Source organism: Pilosibacter rotomagensis, from assembly GCF_045062245.2.
Lineage (GTDB): Bacteria > Bacillota > Clostridia > Lachnospirales > Lachnospiraceae > Pilosibacter.
Genome location: NZ_CM170323.1, coordinates 3,177,185 through 3,201,552, shown reverse-complemented (window position 1 = coordinate 3,201,552; position 24,368 = coordinate 3,177,185). Strand labels below are relative to the sequence as shown.

The 24,368-nt window shown below is 45.7% G+C and carries 30 protein-coding genes; 19 read left to right on the top strand and 11 right to left on the bottom strand.

All coding sequences use genetic code 11. The annotated features are described in order from the left end of the window. Positions 1–10: 10 nt before the first annotated feature. From ACI3EW_RS14350 to ACI3EW_RS14340, 3 genes are all read left to right on the top strand, one after another. Positions 11–721, top strand: a complete 711-nt coding sequence (locus tag ACI3EW_RS14350) for a GntR family transcriptional regulator (RefSeq protein ID WP_118297207.1) — start codon at positions 11–13, stop codon at positions 719–721. Then, complete coding sequence (locus ACI3EW_RS14345) at positions 684–878, top strand: hypothetical protein (protein ID WP_015553121.1); 195 nt, start codon at positions 684–686, stop codon at positions 876–878. Before ACI3EW_RS14350 ends, ACI3EW_RS14345 begins: the two co-directional genes overlap by 38 nt. A 356-nt stretch (positions 879–1,234) precedes the next feature. Beyond that, positions 1,235–2,272, top strand: coding sequence for an aldo/keto reductase (locus ACI3EW_RS14340; RefSeq protein WP_405580775.1), 1,038 nt, complete (start codon positions 1,235–1,237; stop codon positions 2,270–2,272). Between the two features lie 199 nt (positions 2,273–2,471). Here the strand turns inward: ACI3EW_RS14340 and ACI3EW_RS14335 are convergent, their stop codons facing one another. Beyond that, entirely contained in the window at positions 2,472–2,708 is a 237-nt protein-coding gene (locus ACI3EW_RS14335; protein ID WP_118297206.1) for a helix-turn-helix domain-containing protein, read from the bottom strand. Between the two features lie 128 nt (positions 2,709–2,836). Between ACI3EW_RS14335 and ACI3EW_RS14330 the strand changes: the two genes are divergently transcribed. From ACI3EW_RS14330 to ACI3EW_RS14275, 12 genes are all read left to right on the top strand, one after another. Further along, positions 2,837–3,781 carry a helix-turn-helix transcriptional regulator gene (locus ACI3EW_RS14330; RefSeq protein ID WP_118531011.1) on the top strand — a complete coding sequence of 315 codons (945 nt, stop codon included), beginning with the start codon at positions 2,837–2,839 and terminating at the stop codon, positions 3,779–3,781. Positions 3,782–3,816: 35 nt separating this feature from the next. Continuing rightward, positions 3,817–4,665 (top strand): hypothetical protein, encoded by an 849-nt coding sequence (locus ACI3EW_RS14325; RefSeq protein ID WP_118531009.1) that lies wholly within the window; start codon positions 3,817–3,819, stop codon positions 4,663–4,665. Between the two features lie 28 nt (positions 4,666–4,693). After that, positions 4,694–6,100: a hypothetical protein gene (locus ACI3EW_RS14320; protein ID WP_118531007.1), complete on the top strand. Its 1,407-nt coding sequence runs from the start codon at positions 4,694–4,696 to the stop codon at positions 6,098–6,100. Between the two features lies 1 nt (position 6,101). Beyond that, the gene (locus tag ACI3EW_RS14315) at positions 6,102–7,193 is read left to right on the top strand and encodes a GTPase (protein WP_118531005.1); all 1,092 of its coding nucleotides are present in this window, start codon (positions 6,102–6,104) and stop codon (positions 7,191–7,193) included. A 58-nt stretch (positions 7,194–7,251) separates the two neighbouring features. Beyond that, positions 7,252–7,584: a hypothetical protein gene (locus ACI3EW_RS14310; RefSeq protein WP_118531003.1), complete on the top strand. Its 333-nt coding sequence runs from the start codon at positions 7,252–7,254 to the stop codon at positions 7,582–7,584. Further along, positions 7,577–8,167, top strand: coding sequence for a GTPase (locus tag ACI3EW_RS14305; protein WP_405580768.1), 591 nt, complete (start codon positions 7,577–7,579; stop codon positions 8,165–8,167). The genes ACI3EW_RS14310 and ACI3EW_RS14305 overlap by 8 nt, the downstream gene beginning before the upstream one ends. Further along, positions 8,158–8,496, top strand: coding sequence for a hypothetical protein (locus ACI3EW_RS14300; protein WP_405580765.1), 339 nt, complete (start codon positions 8,158–8,160; stop codon positions 8,494–8,496). The genes ACI3EW_RS14305 and ACI3EW_RS14300 overlap by 10 nt, the downstream gene beginning before the upstream one ends. Then, positions 8,496–8,729, top strand: a complete 234-nt coding sequence (locus ACI3EW_RS14295) for a hypothetical protein (RefSeq protein WP_118530999.1) — start codon at positions 8,496–8,498, stop codon at positions 8,727–8,729. Before ACI3EW_RS14300 ends, ACI3EW_RS14295 begins: the two co-directional genes overlap by 1 nt. 76 nt (positions 8,730–8,805) lie before the next feature. Beyond that, positions 8,806–9,147, top strand: coding sequence for a hypothetical protein (locus tag ACI3EW_RS14290; RefSeq protein ID WP_118530997.1), 342 nt, complete (start codon positions 8,806–8,808; stop codon positions 9,145–9,147). Positions 9,148–9,249: 102 nt separating this feature from the next. Beyond that, positions 9,250–9,855: a hypothetical protein gene (locus ACI3EW_RS14285; protein WP_118530995.1), complete on the top strand. Its 606-nt coding sequence runs from the start codon at positions 9,250–9,252 to the stop codon at positions 9,853–9,855. Positions 9,856–9,999: 144 nt separating this feature from the next. Further along, positions 10,000–10,419 carry a hypothetical protein gene (locus ACI3EW_RS14280; protein WP_118530993.1) on the top strand — a complete coding sequence of 140 codons (420 nt, stop codon included), beginning with the start codon at positions 10,000–10,002 and terminating at the stop codon, positions 10,417–10,419. Between the two features lie 50 nt (positions 10,420–10,469). Beyond that, on the top strand, positions 10,470–10,676 hold the full coding sequence (locus ACI3EW_RS14275; RefSeq protein ID WP_243022274.1) for a hypothetical protein: 207 nt from the start codon (positions 10,470–10,472) through the stop codon (positions 10,674–10,676). Positions 10,677–10,767: 91 nt separating this feature from the next. On the opposite strand, the gene ACI3EW_RS14270 is transcribed toward ACI3EW_RS14275, so the two are convergent. The 5 genes from ACI3EW_RS14270 to ACI3EW_RS14250 all read right to left on the bottom strand — a co-directional run bounded on the left by ACI3EW_RS14270 (position 10,768) and on the right by ACI3EW_RS14250 (position 15,114). Beyond that, positions 10,768–11,148, bottom strand: a complete 381-nt coding sequence (locus ACI3EW_RS14270; protein ID WP_207663833.1) for an ATP-binding protein — start codon at positions 11,146–11,148, stop codon at positions 10,768–10,770. 324 nt (positions 11,149–11,472) lie between these two features. Beyond that, positions 11,473–12,447: a bile acid:sodium symporter family protein gene (locus tag ACI3EW_RS14265; protein WP_405580757.1), complete on the bottom strand. Its 975-nt coding sequence runs from the start codon at positions 12,445–12,447 to the stop codon at positions 11,473–11,475. A 3-nt stretch (positions 12,448–12,450) separates the two neighbouring features. Then, positions 12,451–13,290 (bottom strand): pantoate--beta-alanine ligase, encoded by an 840-nt coding sequence (panC, locus tag ACI3EW_RS14260; protein WP_118530985.1) that lies wholly within the window; start codon positions 13,288–13,290, stop codon positions 12,451–12,453. Between the two features lie 95 nt (positions 13,291–13,385). Further along, positions 13,386–13,778, bottom strand: a complete 393-nt coding sequence (gene panD, locus ACI3EW_RS14255; RefSeq protein WP_118530983.1) for an aspartate 1-decarboxylase — start codon at positions 13,776–13,778, stop codon at positions 13,386–13,388. Positions 13,779–14,094: 316 nt separating this feature from the next. After that, positions 14,095–15,114: a M42 family metallopeptidase gene (locus ACI3EW_RS14250; protein ID WP_118530981.1), complete on the bottom strand. Its 1,020-nt coding sequence runs from the start codon at positions 15,112–15,114 to the stop codon at positions 14,095–14,097. Between the two features lie 221 nt (positions 15,115–15,335). On the opposite strand from ACI3EW_RS14250, the gene ACI3EW_RS14245 reads away from it, so the two are divergent. Further along, positions 15,336–16,136, top strand: coding sequence for a threonine/serine exporter family protein (locus tag ACI3EW_RS14245; RefSeq protein WP_243022273.1), 801 nt, complete (start codon positions 15,336–15,338; stop codon positions 16,134–16,136). Next, positions 16,133–16,612, top strand: a complete 480-nt coding sequence (locus ACI3EW_RS14240) for a threonine/serine exporter family protein (RefSeq protein ID WP_118530979.1) — start codon at positions 16,133–16,135, stop codon at positions 16,610–16,612. The genes ACI3EW_RS14245 and ACI3EW_RS14240 overlap by 4 nt, the downstream gene beginning before the upstream one ends. Before the next feature lie 465 nt (positions 16,613–17,077). Here the strand turns inward: ACI3EW_RS14240 and sufU are convergent, their stop codons facing one another. From sufU to sufC, 5 genes are read right to left on the bottom strand one after another with little or no spacing between them, the layout of a single operon-like run. After that, the gene (gene sufU, locus ACI3EW_RS14235; protein WP_118514815.1) at positions 17,078–17,536 is read right to left on the bottom strand and encodes a Fe-S cluster assembly sulfur transfer protein SufU; all 459 of its coding nucleotides are present in this window, start codon (positions 17,534–17,536) and stop codon (positions 17,078–17,080) included. After that, positions 17,529–18,743 carry an aminotransferase class V-fold PLP-dependent enzyme gene (locus tag ACI3EW_RS14230; protein ID WP_405580751.1) on the bottom strand — a complete coding sequence of 405 codons (1,215 nt, stop codon included), beginning with the start codon at positions 18,741–18,743 and terminating at the stop codon, positions 17,529–17,531. Before ACI3EW_RS14230 ends, sufU begins: the two co-directional genes overlap by 8 nt. Next, entirely contained in the window at positions 18,730–19,827 is a 1,098-nt protein-coding gene (locus ACI3EW_RS14225; protein WP_405580748.1) for a SufB/SufD family protein, read from the bottom strand. Before ACI3EW_RS14225 ends, ACI3EW_RS14230 begins: the two co-directional genes overlap by 14 nt. Next, a complete protein-coding gene (gene sufB / locus ACI3EW_RS14220; RefSeq protein ID WP_405580745.1) occupies positions 19,824–21,230 on the bottom strand; it encodes a Fe-S cluster assembly protein SufB in 1,407 nt (468 codons plus the stop codon). Before sufB ends, ACI3EW_RS14225 begins: the two co-directional genes overlap by 4 nt. Next, positions 21,230–22,000, bottom strand: coding sequence for a Fe-S cluster assembly ATPase SufC (sufC, locus tag ACI3EW_RS14215; protein WP_405580742.1), 771 nt, complete (start codon positions 21,998–22,000; stop codon positions 21,230–21,232). Before sufC ends, sufB begins: the two co-directional genes overlap by 1 nt. 504 nt (positions 22,001–22,504) lie before the next feature. Between sufC and ACI3EW_RS14210 the strand changes: the two genes are divergently transcribed. Together ACI3EW_RS14210 and ACI3EW_RS14205 are read left to right on the top strand one after the other, a co-directional pair. Further along, a complete protein-coding gene (locus ACI3EW_RS14210) occupies positions 22,505–23,167 on the top strand; it encodes a TetR/AcrR family transcriptional regulator (RefSeq protein WP_118530969.1) in 663 nt (220 codons plus the stop codon). A 57-nt stretch (positions 23,168–23,224) separates the two neighbouring features. Continuing rightward, positions 23,225–24,367, top strand: coding sequence for an efflux RND transporter periplasmic adaptor subunit (locus ACI3EW_RS14205; protein WP_015553203.1), 1,143 nt, complete (start codon positions 23,225–23,227; stop codon positions 24,365–24,367). Position 24,368: the final 1 nt, after the last annotated feature.

Here is a 24,368-nt window from a genome sequence, read left to right as displayed (position 1 = left end):
TAAAGACACGATGACAAATCATTTTGAAGTAAATATGGATGAATATCTGCCGCTCAGGGATGTCGTATTCAAGACCCTGCGTCAGGCAATCTTAAAAGGAGAACTGGAACCGGGCGAGCGCCTGATGGAGATCCAGCTTGCGGAGCGGCTTGGTGTGAGCCGTACCCCGATCCGAGAGGCGATCCGGAAACTGGAGCTGGAAGGTCTGGTCCTCATGATCCCGAGAAAGGGAGCGGAGGTTGCAAAGATCTCCGAGAGCAACCTTCGGGATGTTCTGGAGGTGCGCCGTTCCTTAGAGGAGCTTGCGATCGACCTCGCATGCCAGAGGATCACCGAGGAAGAGCTTGATGAGTTAAACAAAGCGGAAGTTGATTTCAAGGCTGCGATCGAGAACGGAGATGCGATGCAGATCGCCCAGACAGATGAGAGCTTCCATGAGATCATCTACAACAGCACGAAGAATCAGAAGCTGGTGCAGATCTTAAATAACCTGAGAGAGCAGATGTACCGCTACCGCCTGGAGTATATCAAGGATGCGGACAAGCGCCAGATCCTCATGGTGGAGCATGAACACATTTTAAAGGCACTGACACTGCGCCATATCCAGGAGGCGAAGATGGCTGTGCGGGAACACATCGATAATCAGGAGATCACGATTCTCAAGAATCTGAAGGAGCAGGAAAATGACATTCAAAGAAAAGTACCAGGCAGGAGAAATTGAATTTGAAGCGATCGACGACTATGTCGATGAGTGGAACAACAGCGATGACGAGAGAACGCTGGCGAAATTCCTCGGTCTCAACGCGGACGAAGAGGACGCGTGGATCGATGACGGGGATGAAGCGCTGAAGGAGATGCTGGACGCCGGAAAGCAGTAGGTAGCTGCGTGAAGCATGAAATAATGCTTTTTGACGGTATTTTGCCTGCTGTGAGGCGGAAAGTATTATAATCTGGAATATCATTTGCCCGCAGTTCAGAAATGGTTATTTTTCACGGGTAGGAATTTTCTGGACTGAAAATTCCGTATGATACCGTTATGGCCGCGGATTTTGCCAATTTGGAATGCGAAGCATCGGCAAAATCCTGTTACAGTGCGCGGGCATGGAGTGACCGTGTACTGTAACCAGAAATGTCAGCTGTCTGCGGGCAATTCATAAAGAAGACAGCATGTTCAGCTGTGAAAAAACATGATCAGGCCGCAGGGCCGTACAATATCGGGAAAGGGGATATCTTCATGACGACAGTTACACTTGGAAAGACCGGGATCACGGTCAACAAGAACGGATTCGGTGCGCTTCCGATCCAGAGGATCACGAAGGAAGAGGCGGCAAAGCTTTTAAGAAAGGCGTACGACGGCGGAATTACATATTTCGATACGGCGAGAGCTTACTCCGACAGTGAGGAGAAGATCGGTTATGCGCTCAGTGATGTCAGAAACCATATCTATCTCGCAACAAAGACCGCGGCAAAAACAGCGGATGAATTCTGGAAAGATCTTGAGACCAGCCTGCGTCTGTTAAAGACGGACTGCATCGATGTATATCAGTTCCACAACCCGGCAGTCTGTCCGAAGCCGGGCGATGAATCCGGCCTTTACGATGCGGCATTAAAAGCGAGAGAACAGGGAAAGATCCGTTTCATCAGTATCACGAACCATCGTCTCGCGGTCGCAAACGAGGCGGTCGATTCCGGCCTTTACGCGACCTTACAGTTCCCGTTCTGCTATCTCTGCAGCGACGCGGATCTGGCGCTCATGGAGAAATGTAAGAAGGCGGACATGGGCTTTATCGCGATGAAAGCGCTGTCTGGCGGTCTGATCAACAACTCGAAAGCGGCTTATGTATTCCAGGCACAGTACGACAGTGTGCTCCCGATCTGGGGTGTCCAGAAGGAGAGCGAACTCGATGAATTCTTAAGCTACATCGACAATCCGCCGGTGATGGATGACGAGATCCGCGCCCTGATCGAGAATGACAGAAAGCAGCTGTTCGGCAGCTTCTGCCGTGCCTGCGGCTACTGCATGCCATGCCCGGCCGGCATCGAGATCAACACCTGTGCGAGAATGTCTCTTCTTCTCAGAAGATCCCCGTCCCACCTCCAGCTCACACCGGAAGTCCAGGCGAAGATGATGAAGATCAAAGACTGTCTCCACTGCGGCCACTGCATGAGCAAATGCCCGTATGGACTGAATACACCGGAGTTGCTGCAGAGAAACCTGAAGGATTATGAGGAGATCCTTGCGGGAAAGGAGATTTTGCCGGGAAATTTCTAGGACAAATAAGAAATGATCTGCATATTCGGAACTTACATATGCAAATTTTGCACATTCGAAAAGTGAAATGTGCAAAAAAGAAAAAGGCTTTTTGGAGAACAATCTCTGAAAAGCCTTTTTTTGCAAAAAAATTGGAAATAATGACAATAAATGACATCGATGACAATTTTTGTCCATATAAGGTGCTATAATAACAGTATCATGATTCCTCGAATACAAGAAACTTCTGAGCCTCGACATGCAGGGCATCGGCGATATCGAAGAGGGTATCTAAAGACAGTGCCTTGGAAATATTCGGCGCTTCGAGGTGCCCGATGTAAGCGGGAGTCAGTCCGACCTGTTCAGCAAGCTCTTCCTGGGTGAGACCACGGAGCTTGCGGTAATAGGCGATCTTCAGGCCAATTTGGCGATATTTTTCAGTGTGAATCGATTTCATGAATTTTCCTCCGAATATATTTATGATAGCGAATCACGACAAAAATTGACATGAGCTGAAAAATATAATATTATAACTAACAGATAGTATTATATGATTATAAAGCCATAGAATGCATGGGAGGGAGTATGAACAGTACAACAGGTAAGTCAGACCGTCTGCTTCAGATCTATTCCAGACTTGTGAACGGAGAAGTCCTGTCAAAAAAGGAAATGGCGGACAAGTTTCATATCACTGAGCGCAGCGTTCAGCGAGACGTGGAAGCTCTGAGGTGCTTTTTTCAGGAACAGGGCCTAAACCAGAATGTCATCCACGACCGGAAAGCCGGCGGATACCGTCTGCAGCGGGAGGAAAAACCTCTGTTAAATAACGGGGAGATCCTGGCTGTGTGCAAGATCCTTCTGGAAAGCCGCTCCATGAGGAGAGAGGAAATGTTTCCGATCCTCGAAAAACTGACAGCAAGCTGTGTCCCGCAAAAGAGCAGGGCAGCAGTTGACTCACTCATATCTAACGAAAAATTTCACTACATCGAACCACATCACGGAAAATTCATCATCCCCGGCCTCTGGGACATCGCGCAGGCCGTACAGAATCACTATGTCATGGAGATCAAGTACGAGCGAATGAAAGAGCCCAGATTTGTCAAGAGGACCATCGAGCCGGTTGGGATCCTGTTCTCGGAGTACTATTTTTATCTGGCGGCATTCCTGCGGAATATCGACCGGGAAAAGGAATTCACTAATAAAGATGATATCTACCCAACCATCTACCGGATCGACCGCATCAAGTCCTTTAAAATCACCGACGAACATTTTAATGTGCCGTATAAAGACCGCTTCGAGGAAGGAGAATTCCGGAAACGGGTGCAGTTTATGTATGGCGGGAAGTTGAAGAAAATCCGGTTTAAGTATACGGGGATGTCGGTGGAGGCGATACTGGACCGGCTGCCGACGGCGAAGGTGATTAGAGATGGCGAGGGTGGCAAGGTGATTGAGGCGGAGGTGTTTGGTGGTGATGGGGTGGATATGTGGTTGAAGGGGCAGGGGAGTGCAGTGGAAATGATCAGCGAATAAAATGGCTGCGAGCAGAAAACGGGAGGAGAATTATAATGTTCTTTTCGGATGCAAAGAATCAGATGGAAGAGAAATTGGAGCAGGAGAGAAAAGAGTATCAGAAGGTCTTTCAGGAGACGTTGAGCCACTGTGAAGTGTTGTGCGAAGTCAGAAAAGGGGCGGTAGCAACGCTCCATAGTTGTGAAGAGTACATACAGGCTATATCGAATCGTCCATATGAGTACGATTTAAAAAGCAAAAAAATAAATCAGGATTATCAGAAATTTGAAAAACAGCTCAAAAAATATAAATACAAATCACCTCGGAATAAATCTGGAATGATGTTAGGAAGGAGTACTGCCGCAGGAGCAGGAGTTGCGCTGCTTGGACCTAATGTAGCATTGGCAGCAGCAACTACATTTGGTACAGCATCAACCGGAGCCGCAATCAGCTCTCTTAGTGGGGCTGCTGCTGCAAATGCTGCGCTTGCATGGCTGGGAGGTGGGGCATTGACAGTTGGTGGGGCTGGTGTCGTAGGTGGACAAGCACTTCTTGCGCTGGCAGGTCCAGTTGGTATTGCGATAGGAATCAGCGGTGCTGTAGCGGCGGGAGTTAAGATGGTTTCAGATAATAAAAAGAAAGCACAGAATGCAGAAGTGGAGATTACGAAGATGAGAATAGATATGACGCGGCTGCAGGGCATTCAGAAGAGAGTGGATGTGCTCAAAATTGAAACTGAAAAACTCGATCAGACGGTAAAAAGAGAATTAACTGAACTGCAAAAAATGAAAGCCCAGGATTATAGCAGATTTTCTAATCGGGAAGTTCTCAAATTGCAAACGATGATAAATAATTCACAGTCACTTGCAGTGAGAATAAATGAGTTAATTCCAATAAGCAGATAGGCAGAGTATATGGTGTAGAAGAGGTGATATGATGCAGAAACAGATTTCAGATTCACGTTATTGTACGAGTGTAGCGGAATTAAATGTACAGATGGACTGGTGTGATAAATATGAATTTGGTTTAGCAGCATTTTGCGGTGCGATGGCTGGATTCATTGATGTTTTCTTTGTGCAGATGCCGGGCAGAAAATCAGCGCTTAACCAGTTAACAGATCACCAGGTGGATACCTTGGTAAAGAAATTTGCGAAGTTCTCTGGGTGGAACCCCAAAGATGGGAATGAGAACAGTATAGCTTCCGCTATTGGTTTTCTGGAGAGGACATATAAAGTCAATTATGATCAGAAAAATATGGAAGAAGTGGGAAGAAAATTCCCGATTTCCCCTCAAAATCATCATCTCAAATCGTTGGCACATTCACCGGATATTGTGGGATTATTTTTCTCGATTTTAGATCAGTTTCAGAATAAAGCAAGTTATGTTTCAAATGGACGTCTGATTCGCATTGATACTCAGGACGGGAATTTTGAGTTACGAGGTGGAAATTTTGCCGCAAAGCTCTTTGCCGGTTTTACGAACTGGCTGGGACATATTATGTCAGATGCAGCAGGAAGTACAGGAAGCCGAGGCAGCGGAGGACGCGGAAGCGGCGTACCTATGCCGTTTATGGAACTGACTCAGTTTTGTAAATTTGGAAGATTTCAGGTAGGAAAGGATCGGCAGACATTCGCAGAAGTTATGGCTAGAACATTCCAGCAGGGATATGATGCAAGGTTTGGCGCTGCAACTGCGATTCCGGTAGTGTTCCAGCAATTAGCGACCAGTGCATGTTGGGCTATCAAACGCCATTTAGTGGATAAAAAACGATGGGAAGACTGCATACCATCTAATACATACGGCAGCTTCCGAATGATGCAGTTGGTTTCTAATGGAACACTTTGTCTGATTGACGTTGGGGATGCAGCGCTTAGAAGCGGTGGAAATGCATTGACATTCTGTCTGCATTTTAACTTTGCGGCGTCATTACGACTGTCTTATCTTGTACTGAGAGAAATTAATGTCCGTGTTGGAGCTGTGCTGGATCAGAAGATTGCTAAATTCTATAAGGACATTATGGCAGCTTCAAAAGGTGAAGAAAAAGAATATCTGCGCCAGATGGAGATACGCCTGCAGCAGAATCAGATCAGACTTAATGAAATATATGTGGCCTACTGTGAAAGTGTGGAGGCAGAGTATCGCTATTTTTTGGTACAGATGAGGACGATTGACAGTAGGATGGCGAGCCAGAAGAGAAAGGCAGATGCATCTACTAAACTGGTGGAGACAGATGGAGTGGAACATGATAAGATTATGCATTCACCTGAAGAGATGGATGAAACATTTGGAGAACGAGAAGGAAAAAATGGTTTGAAAAATTTTTTCAAAGGGAGAAATTAACATGGTGGATGATAAATTAGCACAACTGAATGTTTTAATTATTGGTAAGACTGGGGTTGGAAAAAGTACCTTAGTTAATAGCATATTCGGAGAAAGTATAACAGAAGAAGGGCTTGGAAAACCAGTCACACAAAAGATTCATAAGATTGAAAAAATGGGAATGCCAATTTCGATTTATGATACACCAGGTCTGGAATTAGGCGGAAATAATTCTGCAGATAATCTTCTTAAAGAAATGGTTAAATTGGTTAGGACATGTAACACTAGCGGTGATCAGAGTCAAATGATTCATTGTGTTTGCTATTGTATAAATACCCTTTTGAGTAAAATAGAACCGGCAGAACTTGAATTCTTGAAAAATTTTATAGAAAAAACTAAAAAATATAATATCCCGATAATTGTGGTTCTTACACAGGCACTTCAAAAAAATTGTGTAACAGAACTAAAGCGAGAAATTGAACAGGAAAAGCTTTCAATCGTACAGGTTATACCGGTTTTGGCGAAAGATTATCATGTTGATGGGCAAGGGATAATTAAAGCTTTTGGAGTAGATAAACTAATAGATATAATGTTTAGTGTTTTGCCAGATGATCAAAAGGATACGTTTGCAGCGATTCAGATGTCCAATCTAGATTTAAAACAAAAGGCGGCATATAAAGCAGTTAAAATCGCAGCTGCAGCAGCTGCTACGACAGGTGCGGTCCCAATTCCATTTTCAGACGCTGCACTTTTAATACCTACACAGGTAACAATGTTGATGCATATCACTACAATTTTTCATATTCCGATTCAAAAAGCAGCATTAACAACTATTGCAACAATGGCAATAGGTACAATGGGGACAACATTTATTGGAAAAACAGTGGTGTCTAATATTTTTAAAATGATTCCAGGAATAGGAACAGTGACTGGTGGTGCAATTTCTGCAACGACAGCAGCATTTTTAACTACAGCATTAGGAAATGCATATATTAAAATTTTGATAAAAATTAGTAAAGGTGAAATGCGGGTAAGTGATTTAACAACCAAAGAAGGACAGAAAATTTTGAAACAAGAACTAAATACACAATTAAGGGAAAAAAGAGATAGATAATATTGAAAAAGGAGAAAGAGACTTTGTTTAGAAAAAAGTTATTACTGGAGGAATTAGTATGGAAGACAAGGAGAAAGAATTTTTTGAAAATCTTATAAAAGCAGAGGTGGAAAACACTGTGAAGATATCTATGAATACACAGCTTATGCCCAAAATAGAAGAACTAAAAAATTTAATTCAAACGCAAAAAAGAAAGAGATTAGCAGAGAGAATAACCAACAGAGTGATATGTACCATAGGAATAATATTTGCAATACCTAGATTAATTTCAGTGTTATCTGAAAAGCTATATACAACATCTCTAAAAAAACCTATTTTTGATGAGGATTGGACATCTGAATATGTAAAAGTTAAAAGAACTAAAGGGAAGGAGCACAATGACAATGGCTGATTCATATGAGAATCTAGAGATACTGCAGGATATAGGAAATAAAATAAAGGATGAATATAGTAACTTTACGACTTTAAATATTGTGATAATTGGTAAAACAGGCGTTGGAAAGAGTACACTTATTAATACTATTTTTGGTCAGAAATTAGCAGAGACGGGCATAGGAAAACCTGTTACACAAGCTATTAGAAAAATTGAAAAGAAAGATATTCCATTAGTTCTTTACGATACACCAGGGATGGAATTAAAGGGAGATAATACGGCCCAAAATCTATTGGATGATGTTGTTGATTTGATTAATAATGGAACTGAGACAGGAGATGTAAATCAGGCAATCCATTGTGTATGGTATTGTATTAACGCATCATCCGGGCGTATTGAACCAACGGAAATTCAATTTTTGAGAGACCTTGCAATAAAAACAAAATACTGTAATGTTCCTCTTGTTGTTATTTTGACAAAATCCATTTTAAAGGAAAATGTGAAACAAATAAAGAAGAAATTGAAAAGGAAAATTTACCAATTAAAAAAATCATCCCGGTGCTATCGGAAAATTTTCCAACTGATGGTGGAATGGAAATAAAAGCACATGGCATAGAGCAACTCGCATGGGAAATGAATGATATTCTTCCTGACTATGTGAAAGCAACTTTTATATCCATTCAGGATGCTAGCATAGCGCTTAAACAAGAAAAAGCAAGGATAGTTATCAAAAGTACAGTCATAACGGTAATGGTGATAGGAGGTTTGCCTATACCTACTTCTGATGCTCCGCTTATTATGACCGTACAGATGGATATGATAGCAAAAATCACAGCAGCATTTGGCTTAAGAATTGAGAAAGAAAAGTATATGACTATTATCTATGCAATTCTTGGAACAACTGGAGCAACGAGTGCAGGAAAAAAATAGTGAGTAATATTTTTAAAATGATTCCGGGAGTTGGAACGATTGCAGGTGGTGCAATTTCAGCAGCAACAGCAGCAACGTTAACAACTGCTCTTGGTGAAACATATATTGTTATCTTAGGCCAAATCGCAAAGGGAAAAATTAGTCTTGCGGATTTATCTACTAAAAAAGTTCAGAGAGAAATGCAGCATGAATTTAAAGCTCAAATGAAAAAAGCATCAAAATTAGCTATATAAATAGCGATGGATAAAAACAAGAGAGCAATGATTATTTGATAGAGTTTGATCATTAGGGAATAGAGAGGAGATAAGTATGTCAGAATTCAATGTAGTTCTTGAAGGTGAATACAAAGGGAAAAAGATAAAAAAAGGATCATTTCTTGAGATCATTACTGAGGGGGAAAATTCGAAAATAAGCATCAATAAATCTAATGTGCAAGCTTATGATATTCTTGATGAGACAGATAAGAAAACTTACTCTGTCTGGAAAGGCATGTGGGGGAATATGATCGTTCCATTTTTAGGTTGGGCAGCAGGAATCGGCGGAAAGAAAAAAGAAGTTTATCTTGTTTCTATTAATTGGAGAGGTGGAAAAAAATCATTAATCTGTATCGAAAAAGGCTGGAAGGAAGCGTTAATTAGAGGCATGTTTTAGTAAAAATATGGTTTTAACAGAAAGAGATATAAGCTTTATTAAATAGCATGAAATATCTGCATAGAATGCTATGGAAGGAATAAATACCAGGGGGAATTGCTTATGAAAAAAGACAGCAAAAAATCCCGCAAACTCCAACGCGAAAAAGCAGAACGCTTGTCATTGGAAAGTGCAAAGGGAAAAGCATCACCGGATTCCAAGCGGGGCAGGAGAATCCATACATGTCCTCATTATACATTAGTTCCTAAGGCGTATGATTGCGAATGGGAATATTCCAAGGATCTTAGTCCTTATCCCTGGAACACACCGACACTAGATGGACCGTTGGAAGTTCCAAGATGCATAGGAGTAGTGCTTCCGGGAATGAATGCTATAGGAGGAACACTGATTCATGTAGAGATTCCTATGTTGCATTTGAAGTATGCGAAATTCCGCGGAGTCATGAACAACTACATACGTCCTATTTCAGACACCGAATGCCAGTGCTCCCAGTGCCAAAAGAAATTCCCGATCGAGACGATGGAAATCCTGAAAGAGATGAAGGAACTTCAGGTGCAGCGGTATAAGTACCGGGATCTGGATAATGGATTGTGGGAAAATTATGAGGATAAAGAGATTCGGGAAAAGATTGAGAAGTTAGAGAAGAAGATTCCGCTGGTGCGTTATAGGAAATTGTCACCGATAGATTTTATTTATGTAGATGAATAATAATGGGTGCCAGAGATCAGTGATTAGCTGCTGATCTCTGGCATTCTCGTTTTATTTTATAAAAATTTTATCCTTTTTTATACCGGACACGCTTGAGGTTGAAGCGCAAAAAATCCATAATGAAATAAAAGAGGGGATAAAGATATGTATTTTGAAATAATTGATAAGTTGATAGCAAAATGCTTAAAGAAACTGGTGGATTGGCAGGACAATCAACGTATAAAAGATATAAAAAAGTGTCTATTAATGGAATATAGCATTGAAGATCAGAGACGATTGGACCGGAGAGATGCGCGGGCAGAGGGAATAGAGATTGGAAAGCGAATGAAAATTCGTACAGAAGAGAATCGGTGGAAAGAAGAGGGACGAGAGATATATCGGATTTCCCTGATAATGAAGAAGGTAGAAAAAGACCAGTCATTGGAGCAGATTGCAGATGCGCTGGAGAGCTCTCCGAAAACGCTTGAGCCAATTTATAGTACTGTCTTATCAGCAATTCCGGATTATAATGATGCGGAAAAAATTTATGATTTTGTGAAGAGTAAAAGGAAAGAGAGGGCTTAGAAACAAGTATCCGAAAAGCGGAGCATATGATTAGACGTGCGATATGATAAATGGAGATGTTAAAAATGCCAACTTCGGGTATCACGAAAACCTTTATCGTATTAGGGAAAGAACAGACTGAAAAATTTGCGAATGCAATTGAAGATTCCTATCAGGAGTCTCTTCACCGTAAAGAAAGCCTCGATTTTGAAATCACATATTTACATGGAGCAGATGAGGTGAAAAGGTTCATGGAGAAGAGAAAGAAAAAATTATAATGCCAACAGCCGCTGTGGTCAAAGGAACTGACTATGGCGGCTGTTGACGTATAATAGAAATTTTTGGGTAAACTTTGAGAAATTGTTCAGCTTATAGCAGCATCGTCATATACACCGGCAAATAAAAAATCCCATTTTCTTCCTTCAGATCCCCAGTATGCAGCACATACGGAACAAGGAGCTGTTCATCATATTTGGCTTTAAATTTCTGAAGAGAAGAAATCGTATAATTTTTACTGGACTTCACCTCGATCGGTGAGATATTGTGGCGGTTGCTGGTCTTGCTTTTGGCGATCAGAAAGTCGATCTTCATACGGCTGGAGGCATCATCGCGGGATGCATTGTAGTAGAAATAGAGCTTATGACCGCTGGCGGCGAGCATCTGGGCGACGATATTTTCCATGAGGAGGGCTGTTCTGCCGTTTTCCTCTGTTTTCCACTGCATTAAAGAGTCATAGAGTTTTCTTTTCATATGGAAGCACCTCCGTAAACACGAAAACGAGATTTTTATATCAAGCATTATACACGAAAACAAGAATTTTCTAGAATTCAATTTACACAAAAACAAGATTTTAGATCAGCCGTGTGGAGATGTATTTATGGAACCATTAAAAAATTATACAGTCTATTTTGACAGCAAAAAGAGGATAAGAAAAATTCACTCTGAAAAAGAGTTTGAATGAACAAAGCCAATAAACTCCCCCCGCAGATCCTCGTAAAAAGGCTCTGCGGGGGGAGTTGCCTTAGCCGGATAATCTTCCCGGCACGTTCATATGGTGAATCATAACAGATTTATTTATACAGTAACTTTCTGATAGGCTTCTGTCATATCGGTTCCGTCTTTGCGGATTCCGGCAAATAATGAGCCTGATATATTGTGCCATACGCTGAAGATCGCTCCGGGAAGCGTAGCCAGTGGATTTGCTGCAAAATTAGCGGCTGCAAGGGAAATGGCAAGTCCGCTGTTCTGCATTCCGACTTCAATTGCAATCGCGGTGGCTTTATTATATTCGATATGTAAAAGTTTTGCGGCGCCAAGTCCGATCCCCATTCCGCAGAGATTGTGAAGTGCCACAACTCCAAGCACGAGCAGACCACAGCTTATAATCTTCTCTGAATTGACAGAGACGATTCCGCTGATGATCATGACGATCGACACAACAGAAATCAGAGGGAGTACTTCTGATATTTTCTGGATCTGCTTTCCGAAGCAGCAATTGATCAGAATACCAAGAAGAACCGGAACAAGTACAACCTTCACGACAGAAATTACCATTGCGAGGAAAGATACTTCTACCCAGGCATCGGCAAGCAGATACACGAGTAATGGTGTCATCAGTGGAGCTGCAAGCGTGGAAGTGATCGTCATTCCAACCGAAAGCGCTACATCACCTCCGGCAATATATGTAATGACGTTGCTTGCTGTTCCGCCGGGACAACATCCCACCAGAATAACGCCAAGTGCAAGATCGGTCGGAAGCTGCATCAGCCTGCATAAGCCCCATGCCACAACCGGCATGATCGTATATTGTGCAACAAATCCGATAACGATTTCTTTGGGTCTTGAAAAAACCCGTTTAAAATCTTCGATCTTAATGGTCAGTCCCATGCCGAACATGGCAACACCTAAAAAGGTGGAGGTATATTTGGTTGTCCATGCGAATCCGTCATGCCAGAAAAATGCGATCACAGAGAAACAGATAATGATAATTCCAATATGTTTTGTAAGGAAAGAGCTGGCTTTCCCTGCTTTTTTCATTAAGTGTTCCATCCCTTATACCTCGTAGCTGAAGTTATCGATCAGTCTGGTTTTTCCGATATAGACTGCCATAGCGACCAGAACATCTTTTTCTACGCTTTCTACCGGCTGCATATCCAGTGCATCTACCATAGATACATAATCGATCTTTGCCAGAGGCTCAGCTTCAATGATCCCACGCATTTTTGCTAATACTTCTTCTGCCTTGATTCCCTTACAGATAGTATCCTGACCGGCTTTTACGGCTCTTGAAAGACAAAGAGCGGCTGTTCTTTCTTTTTCACTTAAATATGTATTTCTGGATGATTTGGCAAGGCCGTCTTCTTCGCGGATGATCGGGCATCCTACGATCTGGATATCAAAATTCAGATCCTGTACCATTTTGCGGATGATCGCCAGCTGCTGTGCATCCTTCTGACCAAAATACGCTCTGTCCGGTGCTACAATGTTGAATAACTTGGAAACGACCGTACAAACACCTTTAAAATGAATGGGTCTTGTTTTACCGCACAGGGTATCGGATAAGGTATCAATGCTTACAAATGCATGCGGATCATGGTACATATCTGTTGGTTCCGGATGAAAGATGAGATCGGCTCCAAGGCTCTCGCAGAGTTCGCTGTCACGTTTGAAATCTCTTGGGTATGCTTCCAGATCTTCGGTCGGTCCAAACTGTGTTGGGTTTACAAAATCGGATACGACGACGATATCATTCTCTTCGCGGCACCGTTTGATCAGACTTGCATGTCCTTCGTGCAGGAAGCCCATTGTCGGCACAAGTCCGATTGTTTTTCCTTCTTTTTTCCAGTTCTTGATTAAAGCTCTTGTTTCCTGTACTGTTTTTGTTACCTGCATGATGTTCTCCTTTTAAAAAATAAATTAGGAGATAGTCTCTTGTCCTGAATTCAACAAATTTCGTTTTTATTGATAAGCTACAGTCAATCTTATCGTTATGCCATATCTTTCAGTAATCCGTGCTTTTCATAGTTTGTAACACGGCTGATCTTATTCGTATCATCTACAAACACAACCTGTGGTTTATGTTTTTTGGCTTCTTCGGCCTCATATTGTGCATAACACATGATAATGATCTTATCACCATTGCTTACGCATCTTGCCGCAGCACCATTCAGGCAGATCATTCCGCTTCCGCGCTTGCCGCAGATCGTATAAGTTTCAAACCGGCTTCCGTTGTTCACATCCACGATCTGAACTTTTTCATATTCCATAATTCCTGCTGCTTCCAGCAGCTCTTCATCGACAGTAATACTTCCGACATAATCCAGTTCGGCCTGTACTACGGTAGCACGATGAATTTTTCCTTTTAACATCTCAACAGTCATTTCTTATTGGTCTCCTTATAAAAAAAGCATTCGTCAAGGCATACTTGTCCCTGCAAATGCTTTTGCTATTCTTCGTATTCCCTGAGTCTTATTTTATGTCTTGATAAATATAAGCTTGATTTCCACCGGTTCCGGCGGGGTAACTTTTCAATATGAAATTGTTGTGATTCAGTCAGAGTATAGTTTTGTAGTATTCCAAATACTATCTCCGCGGGTATTATGACATTTTAGAAAAGGAATGTCAATACGAAGATGGAAATGAACGGTAACCAGTCAGCGCAGCAAGTGTACAGATCTGTTCACAGTTACAAAGAAGCTATCTTGTGATATAAGCCTTCAACAGCTCAAAGGTATTGTGAACTCCGTCCATATGGGAGCGTTCGTAATTATGGGAAGCATAGACTCCAGGACCGATGAGACCGTGACGGATATCATATCCGGCGCGCAGGGTAGTCTCCACATCGGAGCCATAATGCGGATAAACATCAATGGCATAATCCAACTTTTTCTCCTTCGCAAGGTTGGAAAGAGCCGTGATCAGATCATAGTTATAAGGGCCACCGGAATCTTTGGCACAGATCGAAACCATCCGTTCAGTGCAGCCAAGGTCGCTGCCGACACAACCCATATCGACAGAAATCATCTCCTCTGTATCATCCGGTACGACACTTCCGCCGTGCCCTACTTCTTCATATACTGTAAATAATAAAGAAACCTTGCGGTTCAGCTTCCAGGCATCTTCACGTACGGCTCTGGCGAGACCCAGCAGGATAGCTGCGGAAAGCTTGTCATCAAGAAAACGGCTTTTGATGTATCCGCTTTCTGTCACAACCGTGCGCGGGTCCATGGCGATGATGTCACCGGTCTGGATCCCAAGCGCCAGAGTATCCTGATCGGAAGCGACATTTTCATCCAGCAGGATCTCCATATTTTCTTCGATCAGCTCGGTCTTCTGATCAGCAACGTGGGAAGAAGGCTCCTTGTTCAGCACTACACCGGTGTAAACTCTGCCGTCACGGGTGTGAATGGTGCAGTTCTCGCCGTCCGCCGTGGACCACTGATGACCTCCGATGGTTGTGGGCCGCAGACGTCCGTTTTCCTTGATGGAGCGAACCATAGCCCCCAGTGTATCAACATGGGCTGCCAGTACCAGAGGAGAGCCGGAACCACCCAGGGTAACGAATACGTTCCCCTTATTGCTGCGCTCCGGGGAATACCCCAGAGAAGATAATTCGGACAACAGGTAATCAGTCACTTTTGCTGTAAAGCTGGACGGACTCGGGATAGAAGTTAAGGTGTATAACTGCTCTTTGATAAAATTCATATGAGAGTTCATGTCTACATTCCTCCTGAAGGATATTTCTGATTACTATTGTAGCGAACCGGAGAAGAAAGGTCAACAAAGGACCTGACGAAAAGAAGAACGATCCAGCTACCGGACGAAAACGATATTTTTGACAAGATACTTGTAAAAGAAATCACCGCCCCGTATAATAAAAGTCAGGAAATGGAAACATGATTTCCAGGAAAACATTTTAATGGAAAAGGTGAAAAAAGGTGCAGACAGACCAGAAAACAGGCGCACAGGCGGCGGACCCGATGACGGGGGAAGAAGTCCTGACCTGCGCGATCAATATCGGGGAGCAGCTCCTCGTGAGCGGGGCGGAGATCAGCCGTGTGGAGGATACGATCCGGAGGATCTGCAATGCCTACGGGATCCGGCAGAGCCATATTTTCTCGATCGCGTCGTGTATCATCGTGACGCTGGAGACGAAGGAGCGGAAGTGGATCACGCAGACGCGAAGAATTTTAAGTTACGGGACGGATATGTGGAAGCTGGACCGGCTGAATGACCTTTCGAGGCGGATCTGCGCGACGCAGCCGTCGTTTGCGGTGATCGATCAGGAATATGAAAAGATCTTAAAGGGACCGACATATTCCCCGGCGGTGCAGTGCGGGATCTATGCAATGACAGCCGGGGCGTTTGCCATTTTCTTTGGAGGAAATCTGTGGGATGGATTTGCGTCCCTGTTTGTCGGGGCGCTGATCCGCGTGACCTTATATGCGCTCTCCGCGATCAAGCTGAAGGCAATCTTCTCCAATATCCTCTGCTCTCTGATCTCAGGTATGGCATGTATTCTTGTCTGCTATCTCGGGATCGGACAGCATGTCGAGATGATCATGATCGGGAATATCATGCTCCTGATCCCGGGAGTCCTGATGACGAACTCATTCCGGGATTTCATCAGCGGGGACATGATCAGCGGACTTCTGCATTTTTCGGAGGCGATGATCACAGCCGTCTGTGTGGCAGCCGGGTTTATTCTTTCTAAAATACTTCTTGGAGGGATGTTATGAGTCAGGATGTTCTTTCAGTCATCGCATCGTTTTTCGGGTCGCTCGGATTTGCGATCATTTACAACATCCGCGGGCGCAGAGTCTGGATCCCGGCGATCGGCGGGGCAGTTTTCTGGGCAGTGTATCTTGTATTTTTACATTTTGTGAATAATGAATATCTGGGATTTTTCGTTGTGGCGATCCTGATCACGATCTACTCGGAGATCTGGGCGAGGATCTTAAAGACACCGGCAACGACGGTCCTGATGCCGACGGTCATCCCGCTGATCCCGGGAGGTTCCCTGTACTATGCGATGGACGCGGCTCTCCGGCGTGACATGCCGCAGTTTATCGTAAAGGGTCAGGCGGCGATCGGACTTGCGATCGCGCTTGCGGCGGGGATCATGATCGTGACGTCGTTAAGGCGGCCGATCGAGGCGCTGGTGCACATAGTAGCTAAGAAAAAACATTGGCGAACAAATATTCGAAATATATAATGAATTTATGGGAAAGCAGAATACATAAAAGGCGGCCTGCCCTCCATAAAAGGAGGGGCTTCCCCCTCCGGACGAAAGAAAGGAGGGCGATGCCAATGTATGTTACATATTCGGACTTGATCCAGATAGGTATCTTCATTGTAGCTCTCGTAGGATTGTGTTACACGATCTTCGGAAAAAGAAAATAGCCGCCACTACCCCAATAGTGACGGCTGTTATACTATAACAGATTACTTGTAAAGGGTAGGCCGTGTGTATCTGACTTTCCCTTTTTTGTATCTATAGTCTATCATATTCCCAAATCGAATTCAAGCACTATTTCCCTTCGGTCGTCACCGACAACCCCGGCGTTACTGCTTACGCTTTGCGTAAACAGTAACGGGATTTTGCCGATGCTTTGCATCCTAAATCGGCAAAATCCGCATCCCGGACATTATATTACAGTATTTTCGGTGCCGAAAATACCTACTTGGAATAGCTGGCTGGAATCATTTTTCCATCTGCAGCTTTCTTAAACATTTCTTCCATCGTATGCCACCCAAGGACCGCGCATTTGACACGCGCCGGCATATGGGAGACATCCTGGAGGATGGAGGCTTCTTCGAGCGGCTCGAGGTCATCGCCTTTGACATTTCCTTTGATCATCTCGAGGAAGAGGTTTGCGAGGCGGAGTGCCTCGTCTTTTTTCTTTCCGATGATCAGGTCCAGCATCATATCTGCGGAAGCCTGGGAGATGGCGCAGCCATCCCCGACGAACGCCCCGTCAACGATCTCATCGTTTTCAACTTTTAATTTCAGCCAGATATCATCGCCGCAGCTCGGGTTTACGCCCTCAAGGACGAGATTTGCATCCGGCAGATCATGCTTGTGGGTCGGATGAAGGTTGTGCTCGATTAAAATTTCATTATAAAATGTATTACTCATATCCCATTTTTCTCCTTAATCCGCCAAGACTTGTGAGGAACGCCCGGATCTCATCCTCAGTATTGTAGAATGCGAGACTCACACGGGTCGTAGAGGCGGTCCCAAGGTACTGTAAGAGCGGCTGCGCGCAGTGATGACCGGCGCGGACGCAGATATTATCGGCATTTAAGATCTCAGCGACATCATGCGGATGAACCCCGTCAACGGCGAAGGAGAGGATCCCGTGATGATTGTCTGGATCGGAACTTCCGAGAACACGGATCCCCGGGATCTTTGTCATGCCCTCATAAGCGATCCTTGTGAGCTTGTTTTCCTGTTCCTCGATCGCATCAAAACCGATCGTGTTCATGTAGCGGATCGCCTCGGCAAGTGCATAAGCGCCGCCGGCATTGACGGTTCCCGCCTCAAATTTATGTGGAACTTCTGCCCAGACAGCACCTTCTCTTGTGACGGATTCGATCATCTCGCCGCCGGTGAGAAATGGCGGGAGCTGCTCTAACAGCTCTTTCTTTCCGTAGAGAGCGCCGATCCCCATCGGAGCCAGCATCTTATGTCCGGAGAAGGAGAGAAAATCGACTCCGAGGTCCTGGACATCGACTTTGATGTGCGGAACGCTCTGTGCGCCGTCGCCGACCAGGATCACACCGTGGCGGTGGCAGATCTCAGCGAAGGTCTTTAAGTCATTCTTGCATCCGAGCACGTTGGAAATCTGGGTGATCGCCGCGATCTTTGTGTGCGGGGTGATCATGTTCTCGAGGCGCTCTGCCGGGATCGTGCCGTCCATGTCGCATTCCAGGTATTTCACGGTCGCACCGTAACGCTTTGCGGCCTGCTGCCATGGAAGAATGTTGCTGTGATGTTCCATGATGCTGACGATGATCTCGTCACCCGGTTTTAACAGGTACTCGGAGAGTGTGTAAGCGGCGAGATTCAAGCTCTCAGTCGCATTTCTCGTGAAAATGATCTCTTCCGGACAGGATGCGTGGAGAAAATCAGCGACCGTTTTTCTTGCTTCTTCATAACATTTCGTTGCTTCTTCGCTCAGCTCATAGAGACCGCGGAACGGGTTTGCATTGTATTTCTCATAAAACTGCTTTTCAGCATCCAGGACAGCTGCGGGCTTCTGTGAAGTTGCCGCATTGTCCAGGTAAATGATGTCACGGTTTTTGAGAAGCGGGAAATCTTCCCGGATCTTAGATACGTCCATTGGTGGCCTCACTTTCTAAATAAGAGGCAACATCTGCCTTTGTCTTTTCATCAGGTACCAGACGGAGAACGGCGTCGATCCGTGCCTTCGCCATCATCTTGTAGATCTTTGGAAGCTCCATGCCGCGGCTTTCCAGATAGAAGACCATGTCATCGTCAAGCTTTCCGATCGTTGCACCGTGGTTTCCTTCGACATCTTCCTCCGCGCAGAGGATCAGCGGAATCGTCTGGTTTACAACGTCATCGTCGAGAAGAAGAACGTCCTCTTTCTCGTTCCCGACAGCGCCTGCCGCGCCTTTCTTAAAATCGATCGTTCCGCGGAAGAGTTTCTTCGAATTTTCATGAAGCACGCCGTCGGTCTTGATCTCGCTGACGGATTTCTTTCCTTCGTGGAGAGCGACGTAGTTCATATCAAGGACTGCATCGTTTCCGACCGTGTAGGCGATGTCCGCGGTGAACGTACTCTTTTTGCCGACGAGATCTGCCTTACAGCCGTTGTATACATGACCACCGGAGAGGAAGAGGTGGATCACGGAGAATTTTGCTCCGTCAGCAACCTTCGCACCGATGTCGTTTAAGACGGTTTTTGCATTGTCATTGCGGATGATCTGGACGAGAGTCACTTCGGCGTCTTTTTCGAGGATCAGTTTTGTCTGGACGCCGGAGAGAGTAGTGTGGTCTGCACCCGAAGCACCGTCGGCCTCAGCCGCCATATCCATGATGACGGTCATCTTACTTCCTTCTTTTGCGAAGATTCCGAACGTATTTAAGCTATGCTCGGAAGCGCCGTATGTGAAGCCGATGCGCACCGGTGTCTCTGCGAGGTCTCCATCCGTCGAGAGCAGGACGGCACCGGCTGCGGACTCTCTGACGAGAACATCCATATCCGGTCCCATTCCGCCTGCGATCTCCCGGAACTGATCCGGAAGGCCGGCAGGGCAGTTTGTTTTTGAGATCCCCGCCGGGATCTCAGCGTTTATTTCATGCGCTCCGGAGACAGAAATCCCGGAGACCGCAGTTTCATTCATTTTCAGCCAGTTCCATGTCCTGGAAGGGAGCTGGTTGATCTTCATATTCTCCATCATCCAATACTTCCTTTCATTTCCAGATGGATCAGATTGTTCATCTCCACCGCGTATTCAAGCGGAAGCTCCTTCGAGACATTGTCGGCGAAGCCGCTGACGATCAGGGCTCTTGCGTCCTCCTCGGAGATCCCGCGGGACATCAGATAGAAGACGGCGTCATCGCTGATGCGGCCGATCTTTGCCTCGTGTCCGACATCGGCGTCCTTTGTGCGGATATCCATCGCCGGGATCGTGTCGGAACGGGAGATATCATCAAGCATCAGGGACTGGCAGGAGACAGCGGATTTGCTGCCCTTTGCCTTCGCGGATACGACAACGGAGCTCCGGAAGGTGCTGATTCCGCCGTCCTTGGAGATCGATCTCGTATTTACATAGGAAGAAGTTTTCGGAGCGTTGTGAACGACCTTACACCCGGTATCGAGGTTCTGTCCCTTACCGGCGAATGTGATTCCGGTGAACTCGGATCTTGCGCCCTCGCCGTTCAACACGCTCATCGGGTAGAGGTAAGAAACATGGGAACCGAAGGAACCGGATACCCACTCGATGACTCCGCCTTCCTCGACCTTCGCCCGTTTTGTGTTTAAATTGTACATATTTTTCGACCAGTTCTCGATCGTAGAGTAGCGGAGCTTTGCGTTTTTTCCGATGTAAAGCTCGACACAGCCGGCATGGAGGTTTGCCACATTGTACTTCGGAGCGGAACATCCCTCGATGAAATGTAAGGACGCGCCCTCATCGACGATGATCAGGGTGTGCTCAAACTGTCCGGCACCCGCCGCGTTTAAACGGAAGTAGGACTGCAGCGGGATCTCAACGGAAACTCCCTTCGGAACATAGACGAAGGAGCCGCCGGACCATACCGCACCGTGCAGAGCGGCAAATTTGTGGTCATGAGGCGTCACTAGCTTCATGAAGTGTTCTTTTACCATATCGGCGTATTCGCCGGTCAGGGCGCTCTCCATATCTGTGTAGATGACGCCCTGCTCCGCAACTTCCTTGCGGACGTTGTGGTAGACGAGCTCGGAGTCGTACTGGGCACCTACGCCTGCGAGAGAGGTGCGCTCCGCCTGCGGGATCCCGAGCTTTTCAAAGGTATCCTTGATCTCCTCCGGGACCTCGGACCAGTCCCCTTTCATCTTTGTGTTGGCACGGACGTAGGTCGCGATGTTGTCCATGTTTAAGCCTTCGATGGACGGGCCCCAGTCCGGAACCTTCATTTCATTATATACTTTTAAGGAATTTAACCGGAAATCATGCATCCACTCCGGGTCATGTTTCTCCTCGGAGATCTTTTCCACAATGTCCTCGGTAAGACCGGATCTGATGCGGTACGCATCTTTTTCCTCATTGCGGAAGTCGTACATGTTGCGGTCAACGTCCTCAACATACGTCTTTTCCTTCATTAGTTGTTCTCTCCCTTCTCGTTCGCGGAAACGATAAACTGTTCGAAGCCGTGCTCGTTGATCTCATCGACGAGAGAGCCGTCACCCTCTGCGACAAGATGTCCATCGACGAGGACATGGGTCTTGTCCACATGGAGAGATTCGAGAATTCTGGTGCTGTGGGTGATGATGAGAAGGGCGCCGTCCTTGCTCTTCTGGTATTCCTCGATTCCCTTGGAAACAGTGCGGACCGCATCGACATCAAGACCGGAGTCTGTCTCATCGAGGATCGCCAGGGACGGATTTAAGAGGAGAAGCTGTAAGATCTCGGCTTTCTTTTTCTCACCGCCGGAGAAGCCGACGTTCAGATCACGGAAACCGTAGGACGGATCCATATCGAGGACCTCCATGGCTTTCTGGAGTTCTTTATTGAAATCCCAGATGCGGACATTCTTTCCGGTTCTTGCGGAGAGAGCGCTGCGGATGAAGTTGGAGAGGGAGATTCCCGGAACTTCAAGCGGATTCTGGAAGGAGAGGAACATGCCGAGCTTTGCACGCTTGTCAGCGGCTTCTTTCGTGATGTTCTCGCCTCCGAAGAAGATCTCACCGTCTGTCACATGATAGTTCGGGTTCCCCATCAGGGTGCAGCCGAGTGTGGATTTTCCGGCACCGTTCGGTCCCATGAGTACGTGGGTCTCGCCTTTGTTGATCGTTAAGTTGATCCCGTGAAGAATGGATTTCTCTTCCACATCCACGGAGAGATTTTTTACATTTAATAATGGTTCTGACATATCGGATTCCTCCATGTATTTTATATAAGGTAAAAATGTAAGTTTCAGCAATTTCCGGACAGATATGAACCGGCACCGGAGCTGATCTCCGGGATACGTTCCGTCTGCCGGGACTAAACCTAGTCGCTTACTAGGTGATGCAATGATATTATACCTGTATTGAGAAAAATATGCAAGAAGCAATTCCTACAAACATGCTATGAATTGGTATTTATTCCTGTACAATCCGATATTTCCGGGAAAATATGCAGGATTCATGAAACTGCAACAATCGGAAAACAATTCTGAAACATGGGCATGGTAGGCTGAGCAAAACAGCGGAAATCACAGACGGGATCGGACCGGAGACAGGAGTTTCTATACAGAAATTTTGCAAACCTTACGAAAATATAAAATCATTATAAACTGGAAAAACAGATATTGACAGAATGACAGGGTGTCACTATAATGGTGACGGGTTGTCACTTTTCGAACCCGTTTTTATAGAAGAGGGGAGATGGAATTATGCCGACCGAACGGTTTATGCGGCTTCCGAAGGAAAAGATCGAAGCAATTCGGGCTGCGGCGGCAAAGGAATTTATGAGGGTAGCTCCGGAGGAAGTATCGATCAACCGGATCGTTCACGACGCGGATATATCGAGAGGAAGCTTTTACACATATTTTGAAGATAAACAGGATCTGTTAAAATGGCTGATCTGCAACCAGGCGGAACAGCATTTCACATCGTACATCACGATGCTGGACGAAAACGGCGGAGACCTCTGGGAGGTCCTGGAGCAGATCTTTGATCTCGGGATGGACCGGCTTGAGGATTCAGGGTTGTCAGCGATCTTTCACAACCTGGTCAACAGCGCAAGACTGGTAGAACTATTCAAAGGCGGATCGGATTCGAACCCGGAGGCGATGGAGGCAAACCGGAAATTTTTAAAACTGTTGTATGAACATGTCAACAAAGAGAAATGTGATCTGGATCATCAGGAGTTTTTCGAGCTGATCGAGATGCACATGATCGTATTCATCATGTCACTCAAACGTTTTTTCCGGGACGGCGAGTCGAGAACGGAAGCTTCCGAATATTACAAACGTCATATCCATATGCTCCATTATGGCATATGTGGATATAAAACAGAGGGCAGCAGGAAGAAAACAGACGAGGGACGTTCATAAAAACAGAACAACCGGAGTCGTACCACAGCAGCATGTTACAGAAAATGAGGAGGAACCATGAAGAAAGCAGGTAAGATCGTAATCGGACTTGTATGCGTCGGCGCATTTGGAGTCCTGATGTTCACAAGATTTACGAAAAAAGAAGAGCCGATCGAGGCCGTTCCGAACCCGACCGTCGTCGTCCAGACACCGGAGACAGGAAATATTGAACTTTCCACAGGACTGACAGGTACCGTGGAACCGGCAGATCAGGTATACATTATCCCGAAGGGAAGCGGAGAAGTACTGGAGGTTTATGTAAATCAGGGCGATACCGTACAGAAGGGACAGAAGCTGTTCCGCATCGACAACAAGCAGTTAGACGCGGCAAGGATCACGTTAAATACGACTCAGGTATCCTTAAATGATGCCCAGACATCTGTAAACAGGATGAAGGCGCTCTACGAGAGCGGGGATATTTCCGCTCAGGCCTACGAGCAGGCGGTAAGCGGTCTGTCCATGGCGAAGCTCCAGTATGATTCCGCAAAATTAAACTATGATACCCAGAGCGAGAACACGGTCGTTACCGCGCCGATCGCCGGTGTCTTAGAACAGTTTGGCGTGCAGGTACATGATATGTCTGCGGGCGGTTCTGTCGCAGGCGTTGTATCCGGTGCAGGCGGAAAAACACTGACCTTCAACGTGTCGGAGCGTGTCATGAAGGGATTAAATATCGGTGATCCTGTGACGGTGGAGAAGAACGGAACGGACTACAGCGGCGCGATCTCTGAGATCGGCAGCATGGTGGACGCGTCCACAGGACTTTTCAAGGTGAAAGCGACCCTGGGTGACGCGGACGGACTTGCCAGCGGAACGATGGTAAAGGTTTATGTGACAGCAGAGAAGGCGGACAACGTCATGGTCGTTCCGGCAGATTGTGTGAACTACAGCAATGGAGACGCTTACGTGTATACATATGATGCCGCGACAGCAACGGCGAAAAAGACTCCGGTGGAAGACGGACTCATCGATTCTGACAAGATTCAGATCGTTTCCGGACTTTCCTACGACGACGAGGTCATCACAAGCTGGTCCAAGGAGCTTTATGACGGCGCCGCGGTAAATATTCAGGGCAGTGATGACAGTGCGGAAACGACAGCCGACAGCAGTGAGACAACAGCAGAAGAGACTACAGAAGCCGCGGAAACGGCAGCAAAATAAG

Bases quoted from the DNA above. Each gene is read 5' to 3' on its own strand.
- ACI3EW_RS14350 (WP_118297207.1), top strand. From the start codon at position 11: ATGACAAATCATTTTGAAGTAAATATGGATGAATATCTGCCGCTCAGG.
- ACI3EW_RS14345 (WP_015553121.1), top strand. From the start codon at position 684: ATGACATTCAAAGAAAAGTACCAGGCAGGAGAAATTGAATTTGAAGCG.
- ACI3EW_RS14340 (WP_405580775.1), top strand. From the start codon at position 1,235: ATGACGACAGTTACACTTGGAAAGACCGGGATCACGGTCAACAAGAAC.
- ACI3EW_RS14335 (WP_118297206.1), bottom strand. From the start codon at position 2,708: ATGAAATCGATTCACACTGAAAAATATCGCCAAATTGGCCTGAAGATC.
- ACI3EW_RS14330 (WP_118531011.1), top strand. From the start codon at position 2,837: ATGAACAGTACAACAGGTAAGTCAGACCGTCTGCTTCAGATCTATTCC.
- ACI3EW_RS14325 (WP_118531009.1), top strand. From the start codon at position 3,817: ATGTTCTTTTCGGATGCAAAGAATCAGATGGAAGAGAAATTGGAGCAG.
- ACI3EW_RS14320 (WP_118531007.1), top strand. From the start codon at position 4,694: ATGATGCAGAAACAGATTTCAGATTCACGTTATTGTACGAGTGTAGCG.
- ACI3EW_RS14315 (WP_118531005.1), top strand. From the start codon at position 6,102: ATGGTGGATGATAAATTAGCACAACTGAATGTTTTAATTATTGGTAAG.
- ACI3EW_RS14310 (WP_118531003.1), top strand. From the start codon at position 7,252: ATGGAAGACAAGGAGAAAGAATTTTTTGAAAATCTTATAAAAGCAGAG.
- ACI3EW_RS14305 (WP_405580768.1), top strand. From the start codon at position 7,577: ATGGCTGATTCATATGAGAATCTAGAGATACTGCAGGATATAGGAAAT.
- ACI3EW_RS14300 (WP_405580765.1), top strand. From the start codon at position 8,158: ATGGAAATAAAAGCACATGGCATAGAGCAACTCGCATGGGAAATGAAT.
- ACI3EW_RS14290 (WP_118530997.1), top strand. From the start codon at position 8,806: ATGTCAGAATTCAATGTAGTTCTTGAAGGTGAATACAAAGGGAAAAAG.
- ACI3EW_RS14285 (WP_118530995.1), top strand. From the start codon at position 9,250: ATGAAAAAAGACAGCAAAAAATCCCGCAAACTCCAACGCGAAAAAGCA.
- ACI3EW_RS14280 (WP_118530993.1), top strand. From the start codon at position 10,000: ATGTATTTTGAAATAATTGATAAGTTGATAGCAAAATGCTTAAAGAAA.
- ACI3EW_RS14275 (WP_243022274.1), top strand. From the start codon at position 10,470: ATGGAGATGTTAAAAATGCCAACTTCGGGTATCACGAAAACCTTTATC.
- ACI3EW_RS14270 (WP_207663833.1), bottom strand. From the start codon at position 11,148: ATGAAAAGAAAACTCTATGACTCTTTAATGCAGTGGAAAACAGAGGAA.
- ACI3EW_RS14265 (WP_405580757.1), bottom strand. From the start codon at position 12,447: ATGGAACACTTAATGAAAAAAGCAGGGAAAGCCAGCTCTTTCCTTACA.
- panC (WP_118530985.1), bottom strand. From the start codon at position 13,290: ATGCAGGTAACAAAAACAGTACAGGAAACAAGAGCTTTAATCAAGAAC.
- panD (WP_118530983.1), bottom strand. From the start codon at position 13,778: ATGACTGTTGAGATGTTAAAAGGAAAAATTCATCGTGCTACCGTAGTA.
- ACI3EW_RS14250 (WP_118530981.1), bottom strand. From the start codon at position 15,114: ATGAACTCTCATATGAATTTTATCAAAGAGCAGTTATACACCTTAACT.
- ACI3EW_RS14240 (WP_118530979.1), top strand. From the start codon at position 16,133: ATGAGTCAGGATGTTCTTTCAGTCATCGCATCGTTTTTCGGGTCGCTC.
- sufU (WP_118514815.1), bottom strand. From the start codon at position 17,536: ATGAGTAATACATTTTATAATGAAATTTTAATCGAGCACAACCTTCAT.
- ACI3EW_RS14230 (WP_405580751.1), bottom strand. From the start codon at position 18,743: ATGGACGTATCTAAGATCCGGGAAGATTTCCCGCTTCTCAAAAACCGT.
- ACI3EW_RS14225 (WP_405580748.1), bottom strand. From the start codon at position 19,827: ATGATGGAGAATATGAAGATCAACCAGCTCCCTTCCAGGACATGGAAC.
- sufB (WP_405580745.1), bottom strand. From the start codon at position 21,230: ATGAAGGAAAAGACGTATGTTGAGGACGTTGACCGCAACATGTACGAC.
- sufC (WP_405580742.1), bottom strand. From the start codon at position 22,000: ATGTCAGAACCATTATTAAATGTAAAAAATCTCTCCGTGGATGTGGAA.
- ACI3EW_RS14210 (WP_118530969.1), top strand. From the start codon at position 22,505: ATGCCGACCGAACGGTTTATGCGGCTTCCGAAGGAAAAGATCGAAGCA.
- ACI3EW_RS14205 (WP_015553203.1), top strand. From the start codon at position 23,225: ATGAAGAAAGCAGGTAAGATCGTAATCGGACTTGTATGCGTCGGCGCA.